This window comes from Caballeronia sp. AZ10_KS36, from assembly GCF_023631105.1.
Lineage (GTDB): Bacteria > Pseudomonadota > Gammaproteobacteria > Burkholderiales > Burkholderiaceae > Caballeronia.
The window spans coordinates 92,017-109,780 of sequence record NZ_JALQDQ010000036.1 but is presented as its reverse complement, the minus strand read 5'-3'; the positions used below and the strand labels follow the sequence as shown (position 1 = coordinate 109,780).

Annotated in this window: 15 protein-coding genes; 5 read left to right on the top strand and 10 right to left on the bottom strand. The window is 63.9% G+C overall.

What is annotated here, in order from left to right; all coding sequences use genetic code 11:
• Window positions 1-85: 85 nt before the first annotated feature.
• The 3 genes from NCR35_RS22430 to NCR35_RS22420 all read right to left on the bottom strand — a co-directional run bounded on the left by NCR35_RS22430 (window position 86) and on the right by NCR35_RS22420 (window position 4,507).
• Entirely contained in the window at window positions 86-1,357 is a 1,272-nt protein-coding gene (locus NCR35_RS22430; RefSeq protein WP_250536144.1) for a sensor domain-containing diguanylate cyclase, read from the bottom strand.
• A 5-nt stretch (window positions 1,358-1,362) separates the two neighbouring features.
• Window positions 1,363-1,752 (bottom strand): phosphonate transporter, encoded by a 390-nt coding sequence (locus NCR35_RS22425; protein WP_250536143.1) that lies wholly within the window; start codon window positions 1,750-1,752, stop codon window positions 1,363-1,365.
• A 283-nt stretch (window positions 1,753-2,035) separates the two neighbouring features.
• Window positions 2,036-4,507, bottom strand: coding sequence for an ATP-binding protein (locus NCR35_RS22420; protein WP_250536142.1), 2,472 nt, complete (start codon window positions 4,505-4,507; stop codon window positions 2,036-2,038).
• A gap of 378 nt (window positions 4,508-4,885) precedes the next feature.
• Here NCR35_RS22420 and NCR35_RS22415 point away from each other — a divergent pair, with 378 nt between their 5' ends.
• Both NCR35_RS22415 and oxlT read left to right on the top strand, forming a co-directional pair.
• Window positions 4,886-5,644: a GntR family transcriptional regulator gene (locus NCR35_RS22415; RefSeq protein ID WP_250536168.1), complete on the top strand. Its 759-nt coding sequence runs from the start codon at window positions 4,886-4,888 to the stop codon at window positions 5,642-5,644.
• Window positions 5,645-6,051: 407 nt separating this feature from the next.
• The gene (gene oxlT, locus NCR35_RS22410; RefSeq protein ID WP_250536141.1) at window positions 6,052-7,332 is read left to right on the top strand and encodes an oxalate/formate MFS antiporter; all 1,281 of its coding nucleotides are present in this window, start codon (window positions 6,052-6,054) and stop codon (window positions 7,330-7,332) included.
• Between the two features lie 200 nt (window positions 7,333-7,532).
• Here oxlT and NCR35_RS22405 read toward each other — a convergent pair whose 3' ends face one another.
• Both NCR35_RS22405 and pdxR read right to left on the bottom strand, forming a co-directional pair.
• Complete coding sequence (locus tag NCR35_RS22405; protein WP_250536140.1) at window positions 7,533-7,814, bottom strand: hypothetical protein; 282 nt, start codon at window positions 7,812-7,814, stop codon at window positions 7,533-7,535.
• 129 nt (window positions 7,815-7,943) lie between these two features.
• A complete protein-coding gene (pdxR, locus tag NCR35_RS22400; protein WP_250536139.1) occupies window positions 7,944-9,434 on the bottom strand; it encodes a MocR-like pyridoxine biosynthesis transcription factor PdxR in 1,491 nt (496 codons plus the stop codon).
• A gap of 175 nt (window positions 9,435-9,609) precedes the next feature.
• On the opposite strand from pdxR, the gene NCR35_RS22395 reads away from it, so the two are divergent.
• From NCR35_RS22395 to NCR35_RS22385, 3 genes are read left to right on the top strand one after another with little or no spacing between them, the layout of a single operon-like run.
• Window positions 9,610-10,362, top strand: coding sequence for an SDR family oxidoreductase (locus NCR35_RS22395; protein ID WP_250536138.1), 753 nt, complete (start codon window positions 9,610-9,612; stop codon window positions 10,360-10,362).
• A 46-nt stretch (window positions 10,363-10,408) separates the two neighbouring features.
• A complete protein-coding gene (locus NCR35_RS22390) occupies window positions 10,409-10,888 on the top strand; it encodes a carboxymuconolactone decarboxylase family protein (protein WP_250536137.1) in 480 nt (159 codons plus the stop codon).
• A 4-nt stretch (window positions 10,889-10,892) separates the two neighbouring features.
• Window positions 10,893-11,297: a cupin domain-containing protein gene (locus NCR35_RS22385; RefSeq protein ID WP_250536136.1), complete on the top strand. Its 405-nt coding sequence runs from the start codon at window positions 10,893-10,895 to the stop codon at window positions 11,295-11,297.
• Between the two features lie 71 nt (window positions 11,298-11,368).
• On the opposite strand, the gene NCR35_RS22380 is transcribed toward NCR35_RS22385, so the two are convergent.
• The 5 genes from NCR35_RS22380 to NCR35_RS22360 all read right to left on the bottom strand — a co-directional run bounded on the left by NCR35_RS22380 (window position 11,369) and on the right by NCR35_RS22360 (window position 17,725).
• Window positions 11,369-12,493: an acetoin dehydrogenase dihydrolipoyllysine-residue acetyltransferase subunit gene (locus NCR35_RS22380; protein ID WP_250536135.1), complete on the bottom strand. Its 1,125-nt coding sequence runs from the start codon at window positions 12,491-12,493 to the stop codon at window positions 11,369-11,371.
• Complete coding sequence (locus NCR35_RS22375; RefSeq protein ID WP_250536134.1) at window positions 12,493-13,509, bottom strand: alpha-ketoacid dehydrogenase subunit beta; 1,017 nt, start codon at window positions 13,507-13,509, stop codon at window positions 12,493-12,495. The genes NCR35_RS22380 and NCR35_RS22375 overlap by 1 nt, the downstream gene beginning before the upstream one ends.
• An 18-nt stretch (window positions 13,510-13,527) precedes the next feature.
• A complete protein-coding gene (locus NCR35_RS22370) occupies window positions 13,528-14,523 on the bottom strand; it encodes a thiamine pyrophosphate-dependent dehydrogenase E1 component subunit alpha (RefSeq protein ID WP_250536133.1) in 996 nt (331 codons plus the stop codon).
• Window positions 14,520-15,581 (bottom strand): ATP-NAD kinase family protein, encoded by a 1,062-nt coding sequence (locus tag NCR35_RS22365; RefSeq protein ID WP_250536132.1) that lies wholly within the window; start codon window positions 15,579-15,581, stop codon window positions 14,520-14,522. Before NCR35_RS22365 ends, NCR35_RS22370 begins: the two co-directional genes overlap by 4 nt.
• Before the next feature lie 170 nt (window positions 15,582-15,751).
• Complete coding sequence (locus tag NCR35_RS22360) at window positions 15,752-17,725, bottom strand: sigma-54-dependent Fis family transcriptional regulator (protein ID WP_250536131.1); 1,974 nt, start codon at window positions 17,723-17,725, stop codon at window positions 15,752-15,754.
• Window positions 17,726-17,764 lie beyond the last annotated feature (39 nt).

Sequence of the window (17,764 nt, the reverse complement as noted above, 5' to 3'; positions counted from 1 at the left end):
GCGTCGGGCTTCTTAGGTTCCTCGACGACCAAACAGACATGCCAGGGACAATTGGGCAAAGTGAGCGCATGAAAAGTGCCTGCCCTCAACCCAGTTCCACGCGATTCCGACCGGCTGCCTTGGCGGCGTAGAGCGCCTTGTCGGCTGCGGCGAGCAAGTCGTTTACGCAAGACGTCGCATCGGTCACGGAGGCAATGCCCGCGCTCACCGTCACGCGTATCGGGCCGGCGCCTGTTTCGATCTCTGCGTCGGCGATCGTTACACGTACACGTTCCGCGATGACGAGCGCCTCTTCGCGAGACGTTCCCGGAAGCATCAGGCAGAACTCTTCGCCTCCGAGTCGGGCCAGCAGGTCGATCGACCGCAAATGGGCCTTCGCCTTCTGAACGATCTGCGTCAGCACGAGGTCTCCCGCTTGATGCCCGGCAGTGTCGTTGATTCGCTTGAAATGGTCCGCATCGATCATCACGACAGACAAGTCCTTGCCCAGTCGCTTCGTTCTCGCAAGCTCCTTCTCAGCGAGCTTGAAGAAATGCGCGCGATTGACCGCGCCGGTCAAATGATCCGTCGTGAGAAGGCGAGTGAGTTCGTCGCTGGAAATCTTCCGTTCGGAGACGTCGCGTATCACGAGCGAATATCCCGCGATGTCTCCATTGTCTTCGCGCGAGACGGCAACCAGGATTTGCGCGGCATAGCGGCGGCCCTGCTTGCTTTCGCACCAGCGCTCCTGAATATGCCAACCCTCTTCGCGCGTCAGTGCAATATGCTCGGGACTGCAATACGGATCGACAGCCTCGGGCGCATAGAAGAGGTCCAGCGTATGGCCCAGCACTTCTTCGGCGCCGAAGCCCGTAAGCTGCTCGACGGATGCATTCCAGCTGTCGATACGGCCAGCGGCGTCGAGAGTAAAGAAGGCGAAATCGTTGACGCTCGTATAGATGCCGGCGAGCCACGACTCATGCTGTCTCGCGCGTCGTTCGGCCTCGACCTGACGGGAGATGTCGGAGAGCGTCATCATCAACGTACTGCTGTTGACCTTGATGATGTTGCATGACAGTACCATCGGGCGATCGGCACCGGGCGCGATCACGATTCGATGGCCCTCGCAAACGCGACCCCGCTCGGCCGGAAAGCTCGATACGAGGTTGCGCAACTCCGGTGCGACGTTAGTCAGACTCTCGAATACGTTACCGACGCCCATGCGCCCGGCGAGCGGCATGAGCAACTGGACCGCGACCGGATTGAGCATGTCCACCTCGCCATTCAAGCCACTACGGACGATCCCGATGGGCGACATATACATGAACGACAGCAGCGCCTCGTGCTCCGCTTCCAATGCGCCTTCCGCGAGGGCCATGACCTTCACTTGCCGGTCTGACGTTGAACCAGAAGAAAGCGGGTTTCGCTGCGGCTGGACTTCATGAGCCTCAGTTGTACTGGCGTCGGCCTCATGCGCAGCGTCAGAACGTAGGGCAGCACTTCGTCGAGTTCGGCTTCATCCTCGAACCGTTGCGCCACCATGAAATTGTTCATGCACGGCGCGACTTCTTCGAACAGATGTCTGCCGAGGACGCGAGTGGCACTCAGCCCCGCGCTCGATGACTCGAGAGCGTTGTAGTGAGTCACGGCGTAAGTCGCGTCGAAGCCGATCACCCCGAACTCGAGTTCATCCAGCTCGGGCTCGCCGGCTGCGACGAGGTCGTCGAATAACACCGAATCGAACGTATGCTTAAAAGTAGACTGGCCAACCATTATTCTTGTCTCCGCATGAAGGGACGTCGTTCGCAAGCTATAACGGCAGAAGGCGCGAATACTTTATCCTGCGGGAGATCGCGCTGCGGTGCAGGTGTTTGGTTGGCTTTGTGGAGGTGAGCCGAAGCCCGGCATCGACCCGGCTCGTGACCGATGACGTGTCATTCAATTTACGGCAGCGCTTCTGGAAGCTTTAGCTCCTGTGCGAGCCGGTGGGCTGTCATAAGGCGCTTGAGACCTTGCGTGCGAGCGTCGGCGACAAGGGCATGCTGCGCGCGTTGACTCAACCGTCGGTTTTCGCGCCGATGCCCGCGAGCAGCGCCGCCAATTGCTCCATGACGATCGGTTTGACCAGATGGTGGTCGAACCCGGCCTGCGCGCTGCGTTGACGATCCTCTGCTTGCCCGTACCCGGTCACGGCGATCAGCGTCGCCCCGGCCGTCTCCGGGCGTTCGCGCAGTCGCCGCGCGAGTTCGTTGCCATCCATGCCCGGCAGGCCGATGTCGAGCAGACATGCATCGGGCCGTTCCTGCGACGCACGTTCCAGCGCGCGCCGCGCGTCATGTTCGACGATGACGTCGTGCCCGCAGGACTCAAGCAGAGCGCCCAGTGCTTCGGCCGCGTCCACGTTATCGTCGACGATGAGCAGCTTCAGGCGCTGATGCGACGTCCAGTCTGCCTTTTCCGCATGCCCCTCGGGTGCCGCCGGTTGCGCCTGCATCAGCGGGAGGCGGACCACGAAGGTACTTCCCGCATCGAGTCCCGCGCTGAAACAATGCACCGTCCCACCGTGCAGTTCTACCAGATGCTTGACGAGAGCGAGCCCGAGGCCCAGGCCGCCCAGAGAGCGGTCGGACGAGCGCTCGGCTTGCGTGAACAAGTCGAACGCACGCGCCGTCAGTTCCGGCTCCATGCCGATGCCATCGTCGCGCACCGTCAGCGCGAGTTCGTCACCGTCTATGTCGAGGCTTATTTCGATGCTGCGCCCGATAGGCGTGAATTTCGACGCGTTATGAAGCAGATTGGCCGCCACCTGCACGAGCCGCGCCTTATCGCCCAATACTGTCGCCTCGCGCGATGGCAGGCGCACTGCCAGCCGCTGCGCGCGCGCCTCGGTCAGCGGACGAACCTGCTCAATGGCGTCCTCTATCACGAGCCGCGCATCGACCGGCGCCCGGGCCAGCGTGACGAGCCCACGCGTGACGCGTGACACATCGAGCAGGTCGTCGACGAGTCCGGTCATATGGGTGACCTGGCGCGCGATGATGGCGCTGCTGTGGCGCACCTGCTCTTCGTCCAGCTTGCTGATCTTCAATAGTTGCGCGGCGGCGGAGATCGGCGCCAGCGGGTTGCGCAACTCATGCGCGAGCATGGCGAGGAATTCGTCCTTGCGCTGATCCGCCGCCTTGAGCTTCTCTTCGGCGATCTTGCGGTCGGTGATGTCGCGAAAGAACGACGCGATTCCGCCTTCGCCGGTCGGATAGGCGCGCAGTTCCACCCAGACGATATCGCCGCCGGGACGGCTGTGACAGTATTCCGACGCGCCGGCCTCGCCGCTTTCGGTCACGCGTCGATACAGGCCTGCGAGATCCGTGGCAATCGCTTCGGGCCAAAGTTGCGAGTGACTGCCCCCGACCACCTCCTCCTTCGTGCGGCCCAGAATGCGCAGCCCTTCCGCATTCATGTATGTGACGGTCGAAGACGCGTCGATCAGCATGAAGCCTTCGCGAATGGTGTCGAAGATGTAGCGGCTCCGATCGCGTTCAGCGCGCAGTTCGGCCTGCGCGCGCGCCGCCTCGACCGCCGACCACGTGCGCTCGGCCATGTCGCGCGCAAACCGCACGTCGCTCGCGGTCCATTGATACGGCTCGGCCCGGTGCAGGCCGAGGAACGCCACCAATCGCCCGGCCTTGATGAGCGGCACCGCAATGAACGAGCGGATGCCCGTCAGTCCGTACGAGTTCGCAAACTCGACCGTGCGCGGATCGGTGCCGCTGTCGTTCACGGTGACGACGTGTCCGGCACGCAGCGAATCGATGATGGCGGGGCCGAAGTCCTCCAGCGCGAAGCTCGTTCCGGCAAGACTAGGCAACGGCGGCGCGGTCCAGTCGCGCGGCACGAAGAAGTTTTTGCCGGGTTCGTCGCATTCCCCGTAGATGACCCGTGCAAGCGTCAACTGCTCGCCGATGAGCGCGCTCGCTCGCGCGACCACTTCCTCCGGCGAGGTCAGCGGGCGCAGTGCCTCCGACACCTTGAGTTCGAACGCCGCGCGCCGTTCGGCGAGCACGCGTTCCGTCGTCTCGATGACCGTGCAGTACATGCCGCCGACGCGGCCCGAATCGTCCTGCAGCGGCGAATACGAAAAGGTGAAGAAGCTCTGCTCCGGATAACCGTGGCGTACCACGGTAAGCGGCAGATCCTCGAAGTAGGAGGACCGGTTCGACATGGCGCCGTCGATGATCGGCGCGATGTCAGGCCAGATCTCCGACCAGATATGCTCGAAACGGCCGCCGAGCGCGGCCGGGTGCTTGCGGCCCATGATGACCGCGTAGGCATCGTTGTAAAGAAAGCCGAGCTCGGGGCCCCAGGCGACGAACATCGGGAAAGCGGAACTGAGCACCATGCTGACTGCGGTGACCAACGGCGCCGGCCATTCCGACGGATGCCCGAGGGGCGACGCGCTCCAGTCGTACTGGCGCAGCAACGCGCGAACCTCGCCGCCGCCTTCGAACATCGTGTCCCGAACATCGGGCATTAAGCTGCTCCTTTATCATTGCATCGACGCGCTCTCGCCTGACTGGAAGCAATTGCTCCGCCTTCACCCATCGGGGAGTACCAGAGGCCCGCCACCGTGAGCCGGGTATCGCCGTGGCAGCGATTGTCGCGCGTCGGTCGGTTTGCCACCAGAGCATTGGGCAGCTTTTTGCTTTGTCGAAGGAACGTCCGCCGCGCGACAGGTCAGCGCCGACAAAACGTACGATCGATCGTTGCACTTTGAGGACGGTGGAGACCGGTCGCCTGTCGGAGATGATCCGGCTTGCACAAGCACAAATCTGATAATCTCGTGCGCTCCCGGCTGCCCGATAGCCCCCCCTGCGCGCACCTCAAGCGAAGCCGACGCCACGTGAACACGATGCCCGACGAGCGCCCCGTCATCGCACCGCCCGCCACGCTTACGCGCGCGGATCGCGTCTACTACACGCTGCGCGACGAAATCTTCGACATGCATTTGCTGCCGGGCGACCGGCTCACCGAAGGCGCCATCGCGCAACGCTTCGCGGTGTCACGCACGCCTGCGCGGGAAGCATTGCAGCGGCTGCAAAGCGATGGCCTGATGCAAGGCTACGTGCGCGGCGGCTGGGAAGTCATGCCCATCGACAGCAAACGCTTCGACGATCTCTACGAGATGCGCCAGATGATCGAAACGTTCGCCGTGCGCAAGCTCTGCGCCGGCGAGGCGCCGCAGGCAGAACTGCATCTGCTGCTCGATGCGCTCGATCGCACGTGGAAAGTCGGGCGAGCGCGGCGCATCACCGATGGCCGCAAGCTCGTCGAGCTGGACGAGGCATTGCATCACGCGCTCGTGGCAGCCGTCGGCAACGACGAACTGACTTCGGCGATGCAGCGAGTCACCGACCGCATCCGCGTCGTGCGGCGGCTCGACCTCGTGCATGGCGACGGCATCGCAGAGACTTACGACGAACACTCCGCCATCCTCGACGCCATTCGCCGCAGCGACAGCGCGCTTTGCGTCGCGCTCCTGACGCGTCATATCGCCGGAAGCCAGGCCAGCGTGAGCGGGCTCACCCTGCAACGGCTGCTCACCGCGCGCACCGCGCCGGGGCGCGTCGGCATCGGGCACGCACCGGCAAGACCTCGGCGCACCATCTGACGGCATCGCGCGGTTTCGCTGCAAACCGGCGATCCCGCGCCCGAACCCTTGTCCCTCGGTGCTCTCAGGGTTTCCACCGACTATTGGCACGGATCTCGCATTGTCCCTTCCCGTTGTATACAAGGGAAAGATCAATGCTTCTGGAGCACGCGTACATCGCGGCCAATCAACTGAATCAGGCACGGTGTCACCGTCCGCCGAAATCACGCCGTCGCAATACTCAAGCAGACGAGATACTTCGGCGTCCTGATGAAATATTCGACGCCGCTTACGATCCGCGCGGCGACTCAGCGGCTGCGGGCCGCTAACACCTAAGGCGCATTACCGCAAACACTTTCCGGGCCGCGTTCGTCGGACCGGAGGGCACGACTCATCTTTTTTATCCGCACATTATCCGGGGAACGCATATGAACGCACGCATCGAACCACTGCACAAAGAAGCAGGTGCGCCCGCGAGCACGACACATCACCGCTGGCTTCAGCTCGGCCTCGGCCTGCTTTGCATGATGTCCATTTCCAGCCCGCAATACGTATGGACGCTGCTGACCAAACCGCTTTCGGCCAAGCTCGGCGTGCCGCTGCCTGAACTGCAGATCACGTTCTCGCTGCTCATCATCCTTCAGACGTTCTTCTCGCCGTTTCAGGGCAAGCTCATCGACCGCTTCGGTCCGCGCCTCCTGATTTCGCTCGGCACGGTCATGTCGGGCCTGAGCTGGGTGCTTTCGTCGATGGCGACCAGCACGCCGATGCTCTATCTCACCTATGGTCTCGTGGGCGGTCTCGGCACCGGCATCGTGTATGTCGGCGTGGTCGGCCTGATGGTGCGCTGGTTCCCGGACCGGCGCGGCTTCGCAGCGGGCGCAGTGGCCGCGGGCTACGGCATGGGCGCGATCGTGACGACGTTTCCGATCTCGGCGTCGCTCGCGGCGCGCGGACTCGACGCAACGCTTTCGCTATACGGCATCGCATTCGCGGTAGTGGGGTTCGTCGCATCGCAGGGCTTGCGTGTGCCGCGCGACGCAACGCCCTCGAAGGCATCGGCAACGGCCGCATCGGATGTGCGCAATCTGCGCCCTTCGCAGATGATGAAGTCGCCGCTCTTCTGGCTCATGTTCGCCATGATGACGATGATGTCGACCTCGGGCCTCATGGTCACCTCGCAGATGGCGACATTCGCGGCGGACTTCGGCATTACCAAGGTCGTCGTGTTCGGCATGGCCGCGCTGCCGCTCGCGCTCACCATCGACCGTTTCACCAACGGTCTGACGCGCCCGCTCTTCGGCTGGGTATCGGACAGATTCGGCCGCGAAAACACGATGTTTTTCGCCTTCGCGCTGGAAGGCGTCGCCATGGCGCTGTGGCTCATGACGCGCGACAACGCCGTGCTGTTCGTGCTGCTCTCGGGCGTGGTCTTCTTCGGCTGGGGCGAAATCTTCTCGCTGTTTCCGTCGACGCTTACCGATACTTTCGGCACGCGCCACGCCACCGAGAACTACGGCTGGCTCTATATCTCGCAGGGCATCGGCTCGATCTTCGGCGGGCCGCTGGCTGCGCTGCTGCATCAGCATACGGGTAGCTGGGTGCCGGTTTTCAGCGTCGGGATTACGTTGGACATCGTGACAGCCGTGCTCGCCATTCTGGTGCTCAAGCCGATGCGCGCGCGCTTTCTCAGCAAGCAGGTCGTATAAACGCCTGGCATGACGTTCGAACGCGATGTCGGGATGAGCGCGTCCGAGCGCCGGCCGTTCAATAGCATGAATTCGGCAGAGCGGCCAAGGGACAGAACGTAGCAGCTTGCGTCCGGCCGCATCCTCACGACGCATGCTTGCCGGCGCCGTCGCATGGCGCAGGCCCTCATGCAGCGCGAGGCGCTGGCCGGACGCAGACCTCAGGAGCCTTTATAGACGTTACACGTGAGTCCCGGCGGGCAGTTCGCCGGGTTGCGGGCTCTGGCCCACTCGCCGTAGTTGCGGGCGCCGGCCGCGCTATCGCCATCGGCGGCGCCGCCGTAGTCGGAGCTGCGGTAGGTGGACGCACCGTACGTTGCCATGCTCGAATCGGTGGTGTGAGATGCGCCGGCCATCGGCGCGCTTTGTTCCTGGGCCAGGGCAGTGCCGCTCGCAACGACAAGTACGGCGGCCGCGACCGTGACAAGATGACGTGTTTTCATTCCGAGTTCCTCTCAAAGGTTACCCGCTCAAGCGCATCGCAACAGCACGACGCACTTTTGTCGCAGGCCATTCGTCTGAGCAACCGATGTTCCAGCGTCGCGGTTTGACTCGGCACGCGAACGGTCCCCTCAGCGATCCAGGCAGCCGCGCAACTTCCTGGCAAGACGGGCCGCTTCGCTTGCATCGGTAATGTTAGCGAAGCCGATGACAAGACCCCTCGGCGTGCGCGGCATACGTGCATTCGCATACCAGATCGAAAGCGGCAATACGCCGAGCCCCGCTTGCCGGGCACGGGCGGCAACAGCAACATCGTCGACCGGCCCGTTCGCGCCCTCGGCGAATCGCACCGCGAACTGAATTCCGCTGGGCGGCAGATCGATGTTCAGTCGCTTGCCGAAAGCCTGCTCCAGCGCGTCGGCAATGAAGACACGTCGTTGCCCGTACAACGCGCGCATCTTCTTCACATGCCGCGCAAAATGCCCTTGCTCCATGAAGTCCGTCGCTGCGGCCTGCAATAGCGCCGACGAGCCGGCATTCATGGAACACGCCACCCGTCCGACGCGCTCGACAGCACGATCCGGAACCACTGCATACGCGAGCCGCAGGCCGGGAAACAGCACCTTGCTGAAGGTACCGGTATAGATCACCCGATCGTGCCGATCGAGGCTTTTCAAGGCCGGCAATGGCCTGCCTGAGTAGCGGAACTCGCTGTCGTAGTCGTCTTCGATGACCCAGCGCGCCCCCTTTTGCGCCCAGTCCAGCAACGCGAGGCGTCTCGTCAGCGACAGTACCTGTCCGAGCGGGCTTTGATGCGACGGCGTGACCAATGCAAAGCGCGCCTCCGGGTCCACTTCGATGCCGCGCGCTATATCCATTCCTTCGTCGTCGACGGGCACGGGGGTCAACTGCACGCCCGTCTCCGTCAGAAAGTTACGCGCGAGCAGATAGCCGGGGTCCTCGAACCAGATGCGATCGTTCGATTGCGCGAGACTGCGCAGCACCAGTTCGAGCGTCGCGCGATACCCGCCGGTAATGAAAACCTGCTCGGGCAGGCACGTGACACCGCGCGACAAGCCGAGATAGGTAGCGATGCGTTCGCGCAGCGGTCTGTAGCCCATCGGATCGGGATAGCCGAGCATCGCGCGATCCCCGCTGCGCACGCGATGCGAAACCAGCCGGCTCCATATCTTGCGCGGAAACGCGTCCAGCGCCGGCAGGCCCGGCTGCAACGGCCGCGGCTCGCCGCTCATGGCGACGGTCACCGCTCCCTCCGACCGCGTCGGTTGGTCACGTCGCATATCTCGCGACTTCCCACCTCCCGCTTTCTTTTCATCCGCGCGCTGCACCACTGCACCCGGTAGCGACGGCGATACGAACGTGCCGGCGGCACCACGCATTTGCAGATAGCCCTCATCGACGAGGATCGAATAGGCCAGCTCGACCGTGCCGCGCGCCGTGCTCAACTGCGTCGAGAGATTGCGCAGCGCGGGCACGCGGTCGCCCGGACGCAAATGCCCGGCTGCGATCGCCGTTCTGAATCGCTCGCAGATCTGCAAGTAGATCGGCAAGGGCTTCAGGCGATCGATTTCGATAGCCAGTGCAGGGCTTCGGGCGTTCATGAACGTCTCTCCGATCACGTGCGGTGGGGCAATCTTGGACTAGTCGTCTCGACGATTCTTGCCCCTTATAAGTAGACCATCATTGTCCCATACTGGTTCTGGGAATTCGACGGCGCGACACGCCTTCATGCGTCACTACGCCCGTCGTTTCATCGACCTATCCGGAGGATCTGCCATGAAGATCGTCGTAATCGGTGGTTCGGGCCTCGTCGGCTCGCGTCTGGTCCCACTGCTCAACGAGGCGGGCCACGAGGCGCTCGCTGCATCGCCGCGTACCGGCGTCAACACCATCACGGGCGAAGGTCTCGGCACGGCGCTCATGGACGCGGACGTCGTAGTCGATGTATCGAACGCGCCGTCATGGGAACCGCAAGCGGTGCTCGACTTCTTTCGCACCTCGGCGCGCAATCTCGGCAAGGCCGAAGTGGCGGCGGGCGTGCGCCATCACGTCGCGCTGTCTATCGTCGGAACCGACCGCATGCCGGAGAACGCGTATTTCGCCGCCAAGGTCGCGCAGGAAGAAGCGATCCAGGCGGCCGGCATTCCGTACACCATCGTGCGGGCCACGCAGTTCATGGAGTTCATCGGAGGCATCGCGGACTTCAGCACGGAGCGCGGCACCGTGCGCGTCGGCGACGGCCAGTTTCAGCCTATAGCGGTGGATGACATCGTGGCGATCCTCTCGCAGGTGGCGCTCGCGGCGCCGCTGAACGACACCATCGACATAGCCGGCCCCGATCGCGCGCCGTTCGCGGAGATCATCGCGCGATACCTGAAATCCGTAGGCGACGCACGCCCGGTCGTGACCGATCCGAAGGCGCGGTACTACGGCGGCGTGGTCGAGGAACTGTCGCTCGTGCCGCTCGGCGAAGCGCGCATCGGTCGCATCGGTTTCGATCAGTGGCTTGCCCGGGCCCAGCGCGGTTGATTGTCCTCACCGAGCTTTCACGACATACAGCACTTAGGAGTACAACATGACGCAACGCATCGACTACTTTCAGCAATCGCCCGAACTCTCGAAGAAGCTCATCCAGCTAGGCGCGCTGCTTCAGGAATCGACGATCGAGACGCACGTCCGCGAGCTTGTCGAGATTCGGGCGTCACAGCTCAATGGCTGCGCCTTCTGCGTCGACATGCATGTGAAGATGGCGAAGATTCATGGCGAGCGCGAACTGCGCCTGCATCACGTGGCGATCTGGCGCGAATCGACGCTGTTCTCGCCGCGCGAGCGGGCCGCGCTCGCATGGGCCGAGGTGCTGACGAACATTCCTGCTGAGGGCGTACCGGACGACATTTACGACAGCGTGCGCGCCGAGTACTCCGATAAAGAGCTTTCCGACCTGACCTTCCTCGTGGGAATCATCAATAGCTGGAACCGGCTCAATGTCGCGTTCCGCACGGCGCCGGGTTCGGCCGACAAGGCATTCGGGCTCGACAAGGCCGGCCTGGAGTGATGTCATGAAGAGAATGCTTTGCGTCGCTGCAACCCTGATAGGGTTGGGCTCGATGATCGCGCCGCCGGCCATGGCCGCGCCAGAGGCAAGCGTCACACCGCTTCGGTCCGAGGTGTTGCCCGACTATCCGGGCAAGGAAGCTCAGATGATCGTGGTGGACTATCCGCCCGGCGCAGTGGACCCCGTGCATCGTCATGATGCTCACGCCTTCGTGTATGTGCTGGAGGGAAGCATTGTCATGGCCGTCAAGGGCAGCAAGGAGGTGACGCTCAAGCCCGGCGACACGTTCTACGAAGGCCCTGACGACATCCATACCGTCGGACGCAATGCCAGCGCCACGCAGCCGGCGAAGTTCGTCGTGGTCCTGCTCAAGAACAAGGGCGCGCCGATCCTGACGCCGGTGAAGTAGCAAGCGCACCGCGTCGACCGCGCCCCGCTGGCGGCCTGTTCCAGCGGGGCGCGCGCATGTCGAAGAAACCGTCAGCCGCCCTTCTCGACATGCGCCTTCAACAGCGCATTCACTTCGTTCGCCTTCTCCATCTGACTCATGTGCCCGGCGTCTTCGAAGACGCGCACGGTCGCGCCTTCCGGTGCGTGCTTCGCGTGCGCGGCGGGAATGATCTGGTCCTTCGCGCCCCAGATCACGAGCACCGGCTTCTCCGTCGCGGCGAGATTCACGCCCGGCTGCGCGCTCTGCCTGCCGCCCGCGAACAATCCGCCGTTGAGCGATGTTAGCGCGTCGCTTACGCCATCGAGCCGCTTATACTTCAGCAGATCGTCGAGCATCTGGCGGCTCACGAGTTCGGGATTCGCAAACAGCAGTTCGACGACAGGCTTCAGCTCGCGGCGCGATTCGGCCGTGACGAAGCCTTCGGTGTACGCGTTGTTCACTTCATCGCCGAAACCGGCAGGCGAAATCAGCGCGAGCGATTGCACGCGCTTAGGCTGATCGACGGCCATCTGCGCCGCGATGCCGCCGCCCATCGAGTGTCCGACGAGATGCGCGCGTTCGAGACCGACCGCGTCCATGAACTTGCCGACGAAGCCCGCGAGTTCCGCGAGCGACGTGCCCGGCACCTTCGGCGTCGATTGCCCGTGCCCCGGCAAATCCAGCGCGAACACGCGATGTTTCTCGGCGAGCGCGTCGAGATTGAAGAGCCAGTTGTCGAGGTCGCCGCCGAAGCCGTGAATGAAGAGCACGGCAGCGCGGCTCGCGTCATCGCCGCCGCGCGATGCGTAGCGCACGCGGATGCCATCGACATCGACGAAGTGATACGCCGCTACTTCCTCGCCTTGTTCCTCGTCCTCGGCGGGCGTCACATACGAGGACACGTACGCGTCGATATCGGCGTCGCTCACGTCGGACGGCGCGAGCACGCCGAGCAGCGCCTTCACGGGCAGCGTGTCGCCCGCTTGCGCCACTTTGCGCCGCAGCAGGCCGGCATCGGGCGCTTCGACGGCATTGGCGATCTTGTCGGTCTCGACATCGAGAATCGGCATGCCGACGGTGATCTCCGTGCCTTCATCCACGAGCCATTCGTTGATGGTGCCTTCCCTCATCGACAAGCCCCATTTGGGCATTACGATCGGTGTGATTGCGGACATTAGTGCTTTCCTCCGTGCATGGTTTTTCGTGCGGCCTCTGCAATCTGCGCGGCGCTCGGGATGTACAAGTCTTCGAGCGCCGGCGAGAACGGCACCGGCGTATGCGGCGCGCTGACCATCTGAATGCCCGCCTTCAGCGCGCCGAACGCCTGTTGCGCGACCTGCGCGGAGATATCGGTTGCGATGTTGCAGCGCGGATTCGCTTCATCGACGACGACGAGCCGTCCCGTGTTCTCGACCGTCTCCAGCACGGTGTCGATATCGAGCGGCGACAGCGTGCGCAGATCGACGACTTCCGCCTCGATGCCTTCCTTCGCGAGCGTCGATGCCGCTTCGAGCGCGCGATGCACCATCAATCCATACGTGACGATCGACACGTCCTTGCCGTCGCGCACGATGTTCGCCTCGCCGAACGGAATCGCATACGAGTTTTCGGGCACTTCGCCTTCGAAGCCGTACAGATTCTTGTGCTCGCAGAAGATCACAGGGTCGTTGTCGCGAATGGCTTGAATCAGCAATCCCTTCGTGTCATAAGGCGTCGAAGGGCAGACCACTTTCAGCCCCGGAATATGCGTGAAGAGCGACGTCAGCATCTGGCTGTGCTGGGCCGCCGCGCGAAAGCCCGCGCCCACCATCGCGCGAATCACGACGGGCGTTTCGGCCTTGCCGCCGAACATATAGCGAAACTTGGCGGCCTGATTAAAGATCTGGTCGAAGCACACGCCCATGAAGTCGATGAACATGAGTTCCGCGACCGGCCGCATGCCGCACGCCGCCGCGCCGATGGCCGCGCCGACATATGCGCTTTCCGACAGCGGCGTGTCGAGCAACCTGTCGCCATGCTTCGCATAGAGTCCCTTCGTCACGCCGAGCACGCCGCCCCACGCGTCTTTTTCGCCGTCCGCGCCTGCGCCGCCGACGATGTCCTCACCCAGCACGATCACGCTCGGATCGCGCGTCATTTCCTGATCGATGGCTTCGTTGATCGCCATCTTCATGCTCAGTTTGCGGGCCATGATGGTTGTCTCCTCGATTCAATATTTGACGTAGACATCGGTGAGCAGATCGGCGGCTGTCGGCAACGGCGCGTCTTTCGCTTCCTGCACCGCGCGGTCGATCAGCGCGGCGACTTCGCGGTCGATCGCGTCCAGTTCTCCGGGCGAGATCACGTCGGCTTGCGTGACGGCGGCCGCGAACTTCTTCAGGCAATCCTTGTTGGAGCGGATATCGTCCAGTTCGCCCGGCGCGCGATACGTCTGCGCGTCGCCTTCGAAATGGCCGTAAAAGCGGATCATCTTGCATTCGAGCAGCGCCGGTCCGCCGCCTTCACGCGCACGCTTGATGACCTCTCCCGCCGCCTCGTACACGGCGAAGAAATCGGTGCCGTCGACGGTCACGCCCGGAATGCCGAAGCCCGCCGCGCGATCCACGTAGCTGTCGACAGCGGTGCCGTAATCGCGCGCCGTCGATTCCGCATAGCCGTTGTTTTCGATCACGAAGATGACCGGCAGATTCCACACCGCCGCGAGATTCAGGCTTTCGAGAAAGGTGCCCTGATTCGACGCGCCATCGCCCGCGAACGTGATGCCCACTTCGCCCTTGCCGCGAAACTTCGCCGCGAGCGCCGCGCCGCAAATCAAAGGCGCGCCCGCGCCGAGAATGCCGTTCGCGCCCATCATTCCCTTCGACAGATCGGCGATATGCATCGAGCCGCCCTTGCCGTTGCACGAGCCGCCTTTCTTGCCGTAGATTTCTTTCATCATCGCGACAGGATCGACGCCCTTCGCGATGCAGTGCCCATGTCCGCGATGCGTGCTCGCGATGCGGTCGCCGTCGTTCAGATGGATCATGATGCCGACGCCCGCCGCTTCTTCGCCCGCGTAAAGATGCACGAAGCCGGGAATGTCGCCGCGTCCGAAATCGACGTGCAGACGTTCCTCGAAATCGCGGATCGTGCGCATCTTGCGATACGCGCTCAACAGTTCTTCCTTCGAGAGCGGCAAGCCGCCATGCTGTCGCGACGCTGTCATGGTTGTCTCCGGTTGAGTGAGCGAAGCTCGGGCTGACGCATCAGCCCGGACGCAGCCGCGTAACGCATGCACGCGGCCACGTCGATACTGCGAAAGGCGTTTTCCGTAAGCGTGATCGTGACTTCATCGCCGGGGCCGAAGGCGAGCTCGCGTTCGCCATCGAGCGCGACGATGCCCGAGCGCTGCTTCACGCGATGCGGCACGCCATTAGCGAGGCGCGTCCAGTGCGCGATCGGCACCGGTTCGATGAGCCCGGGCGCGATCGGCGCGTGCAGCACGAATTCGCCCTGCCCCGGCGCGGCGAGTTCGATTGCGACGCCGCCCGCTTCGTGACGCCCGAGCGGTTCGAGCAGACCCGCGATCGCGGACATGCCGATGGCCTGAGGATCGGCGAACGAGACGTAGACGGCGGCGAGCGTGTCGATCTTCCAGAGCGCGCGCGCGCCGATGAACTGCTCATGCGAGATGACAGCATCGACGAGCGCGATGTCGCGGCGCGCGTTGCCGTTCGCATCGCGTATCTCGATGTCGAGCCGCTTGTTCGACGCGAGCGCTTCGGCGGCAGGCACGCGGCCGCTTGCATAAAGTCCGGTCGCGAGTCCCGAGATGGTCGGCTCGCGCATTTCCGGATACGCGTTGTTCGTGCCCGTCGAAAGACCCGCGATCGGCACTTGCCCGCACTCGCGCGCCACTGCCCGATGCGTGCCGTCGCCGCCGAGCACGATGAGCGCATCGACGCTCGCCTCGCGCATCATGCGTGCGGCGCGAAACGTGTCGTCGACGCGCGCGGTCACGGGCATGTCGAGGAAATCGACTTTCGCGAGCGATGCATCCGGGCCGTGCTTGCGCGCGAGATGACGCTCGAGCATGACCTTCAGGCCTTCGCGGTCCGGCATCATCAATACGCGTTCGACGCCGCACGAGGCCAGCGACGAAAGCAGCCGCAACACGATATTCACGCGGTCCGCGAGTTGCAGGCTGTTGGCATTGGCGATCACGCGGCGGATATCGCGCGCCGAAACAGGATTGGCAATGATGCCGACGAGCGGCTGTGACATGCCTTGTCTCCGTCGTTCTTGTGTGCGGCGGATAAAGGCAAAGCCTATGCCAATCGAAAAAACGCGGGATTTCCCGTAGAAAACGCGTGTTTCGATGCAATGTGACAAGCGCCGCCGTGACAGGTGTCACAGCGGCAGGTGTATCAGCGGGAGTACAGGCGTATCAGCGGTCAGTGACCATTCGCATCGCGCTGATTCGGCGAGCGGATGCCGTAACGCGCCATGCGCCGATAGAGCGTCATGCGGCTCACGCCGATCTGTCGCGCGACTGCGCTAAGGTTCCAGCTTGCCGCGCGCAGGTATTGCATCAGCAGCATGCCTTCGGGCGGCAGGCGGTGCGGGTCGAAGTCCTCGATGGCGGGCGGCGGCGGATCGACCGGCACGGAGGCGCTTGCGAATCCTTCCGGCAGATCGTCGAGTTCGATCACGCCGTGCGAACACACCGCGCGCGCATAACGCAGCACGTTGCTGAGTTCGCGCAGATTGCCCGGCCATTCATGCCGATGCAATCGCTCGCGCGCGGCGCTCGACAGCGTGACCGCGCCTTCGAGGAACTTGTCGATGAGCCAGTCGAGATCGCTTCGTTCGCGCAACGGCGGCAGCGTGAAGCGCGCGCCGTTCAGGCGGTAGTACAGGTCTTCGCGGAAACGTCCGTCGCGCATGAGCGCATCCAGTGAATGATGCGTCGCGGAAATCACGCGTACATCGACCGATACGGGCCGCGACGCGCCGATCGCGAGCACTTCGCCTTCGGCCAGCACGCGCAGCAGGCGCGATTGCAGCTCGCGCGGCATGTCGCCGATCTCGTCGAGAAAGAGCGTGCCGCCGTCGGCTTCCTGAATGAGGCCGCGCTTGCCCTTCGCGCCCGCGCCCGAAAAGCTGTTCGGCAGATGCCCGAACAATTCGCTTTCGATGAGCGTCTCCGGAATCGCCGCGCAATTCACGGCGACGAACGGCGCCGCGCGACGCGCGCTCGCGCGATGCAGCGCCTTCGCGAAAAACTCCTTGCCGCTGCCGGTTTCCCCATTGATGAGCAGGTTGATGGGCGAATCGACGAGCTTCGCGGCGCGTTCCAATTGACGCGCGAGCGCGGCATCGCCGCCGCAGAGCGCGGCAAGCGGCGCGGGCACCTCGACGCTGCGTGGCGACACCGCGTTGCGGCCCGGCGTGACGCACGGCGCGGGCGGCATCACGCTCAAGTACAGCAGCCCGCCCGATTTCGCGAGCGGCACCGCGCGCAACTCGCTCGGGCGCGAATACACGAAGCGGCCCAACTCTTCGACGCGCGCATCGAAGAGCGTGTCGAACGGCACGCCGATCAGCGATGCAGCCACATGCCCGGGCGCGATGGGCCGGCCGATCTCCGCCGCGAGCATCGCGTGCGCGCGGCGATTGTGTCCGACGATACGCCCGCTCGCATCGAGCGCGATCAGGTACTCCGGCGCGACATCGACGAATTCGGGCGACGCGTTCAGCTTCAAGATCCAGTCCTGCCGATGCGTGCGCAGGAAGTTCGCGTTCTCGATATGCCCCGCGTAGATGCGCACGAGTTGCAGCGCGAGATTCTGGCTGTCGCGCGCTTGCGGCGACGTGAGCGCCGAAATGTCGAGAATCGCGGCCAGCGCGCCGCGCGAATCGTAGAGCGGCGCGGCGGTGCACGTCAGCGGGATATGCGTGGCGTCGAAGTGATCGACCTGATGCACGGTAAGCGCCTGGCCGGTCGTAAGCGCCGTGCCGACCGCGCACGTGCCCGCGCCGGCTTCGCTCCATTCCGCGCCGAGATAGAGACCCGCGCGGCGCAGTTCGATGTCGGTGTTCGCATCGCCGATGTAATCGACGGTCACGCCGAGCGCATCGGTCAGCAGCACGACATAGCCCATGCCTGCGACGTGCTCGTAGAGCGTTTCGAGCCCGTGACGCGCGATGCGCGCGAAGCCGTCGATGCGTTGCTGATGCTCGCGCAGCCGCGTCTGCGGCACGATGCGCGCCTCCTGCATGCGTGACGGGTCGAGCCCGTACTGATGCACGCAACGCCGCCACGAAGACTGGATGATGCTCTCGTGCGTGCGCGCCACGACTTGCGCTTCGGCTCGCGTGGTCGCCGCGACGACTGCCTCGATGTGCTCGCGTTGCCGCATGTCCATCGTGCTCTCCTGGTCTCGCGTGCGAACCGGGATAGACCG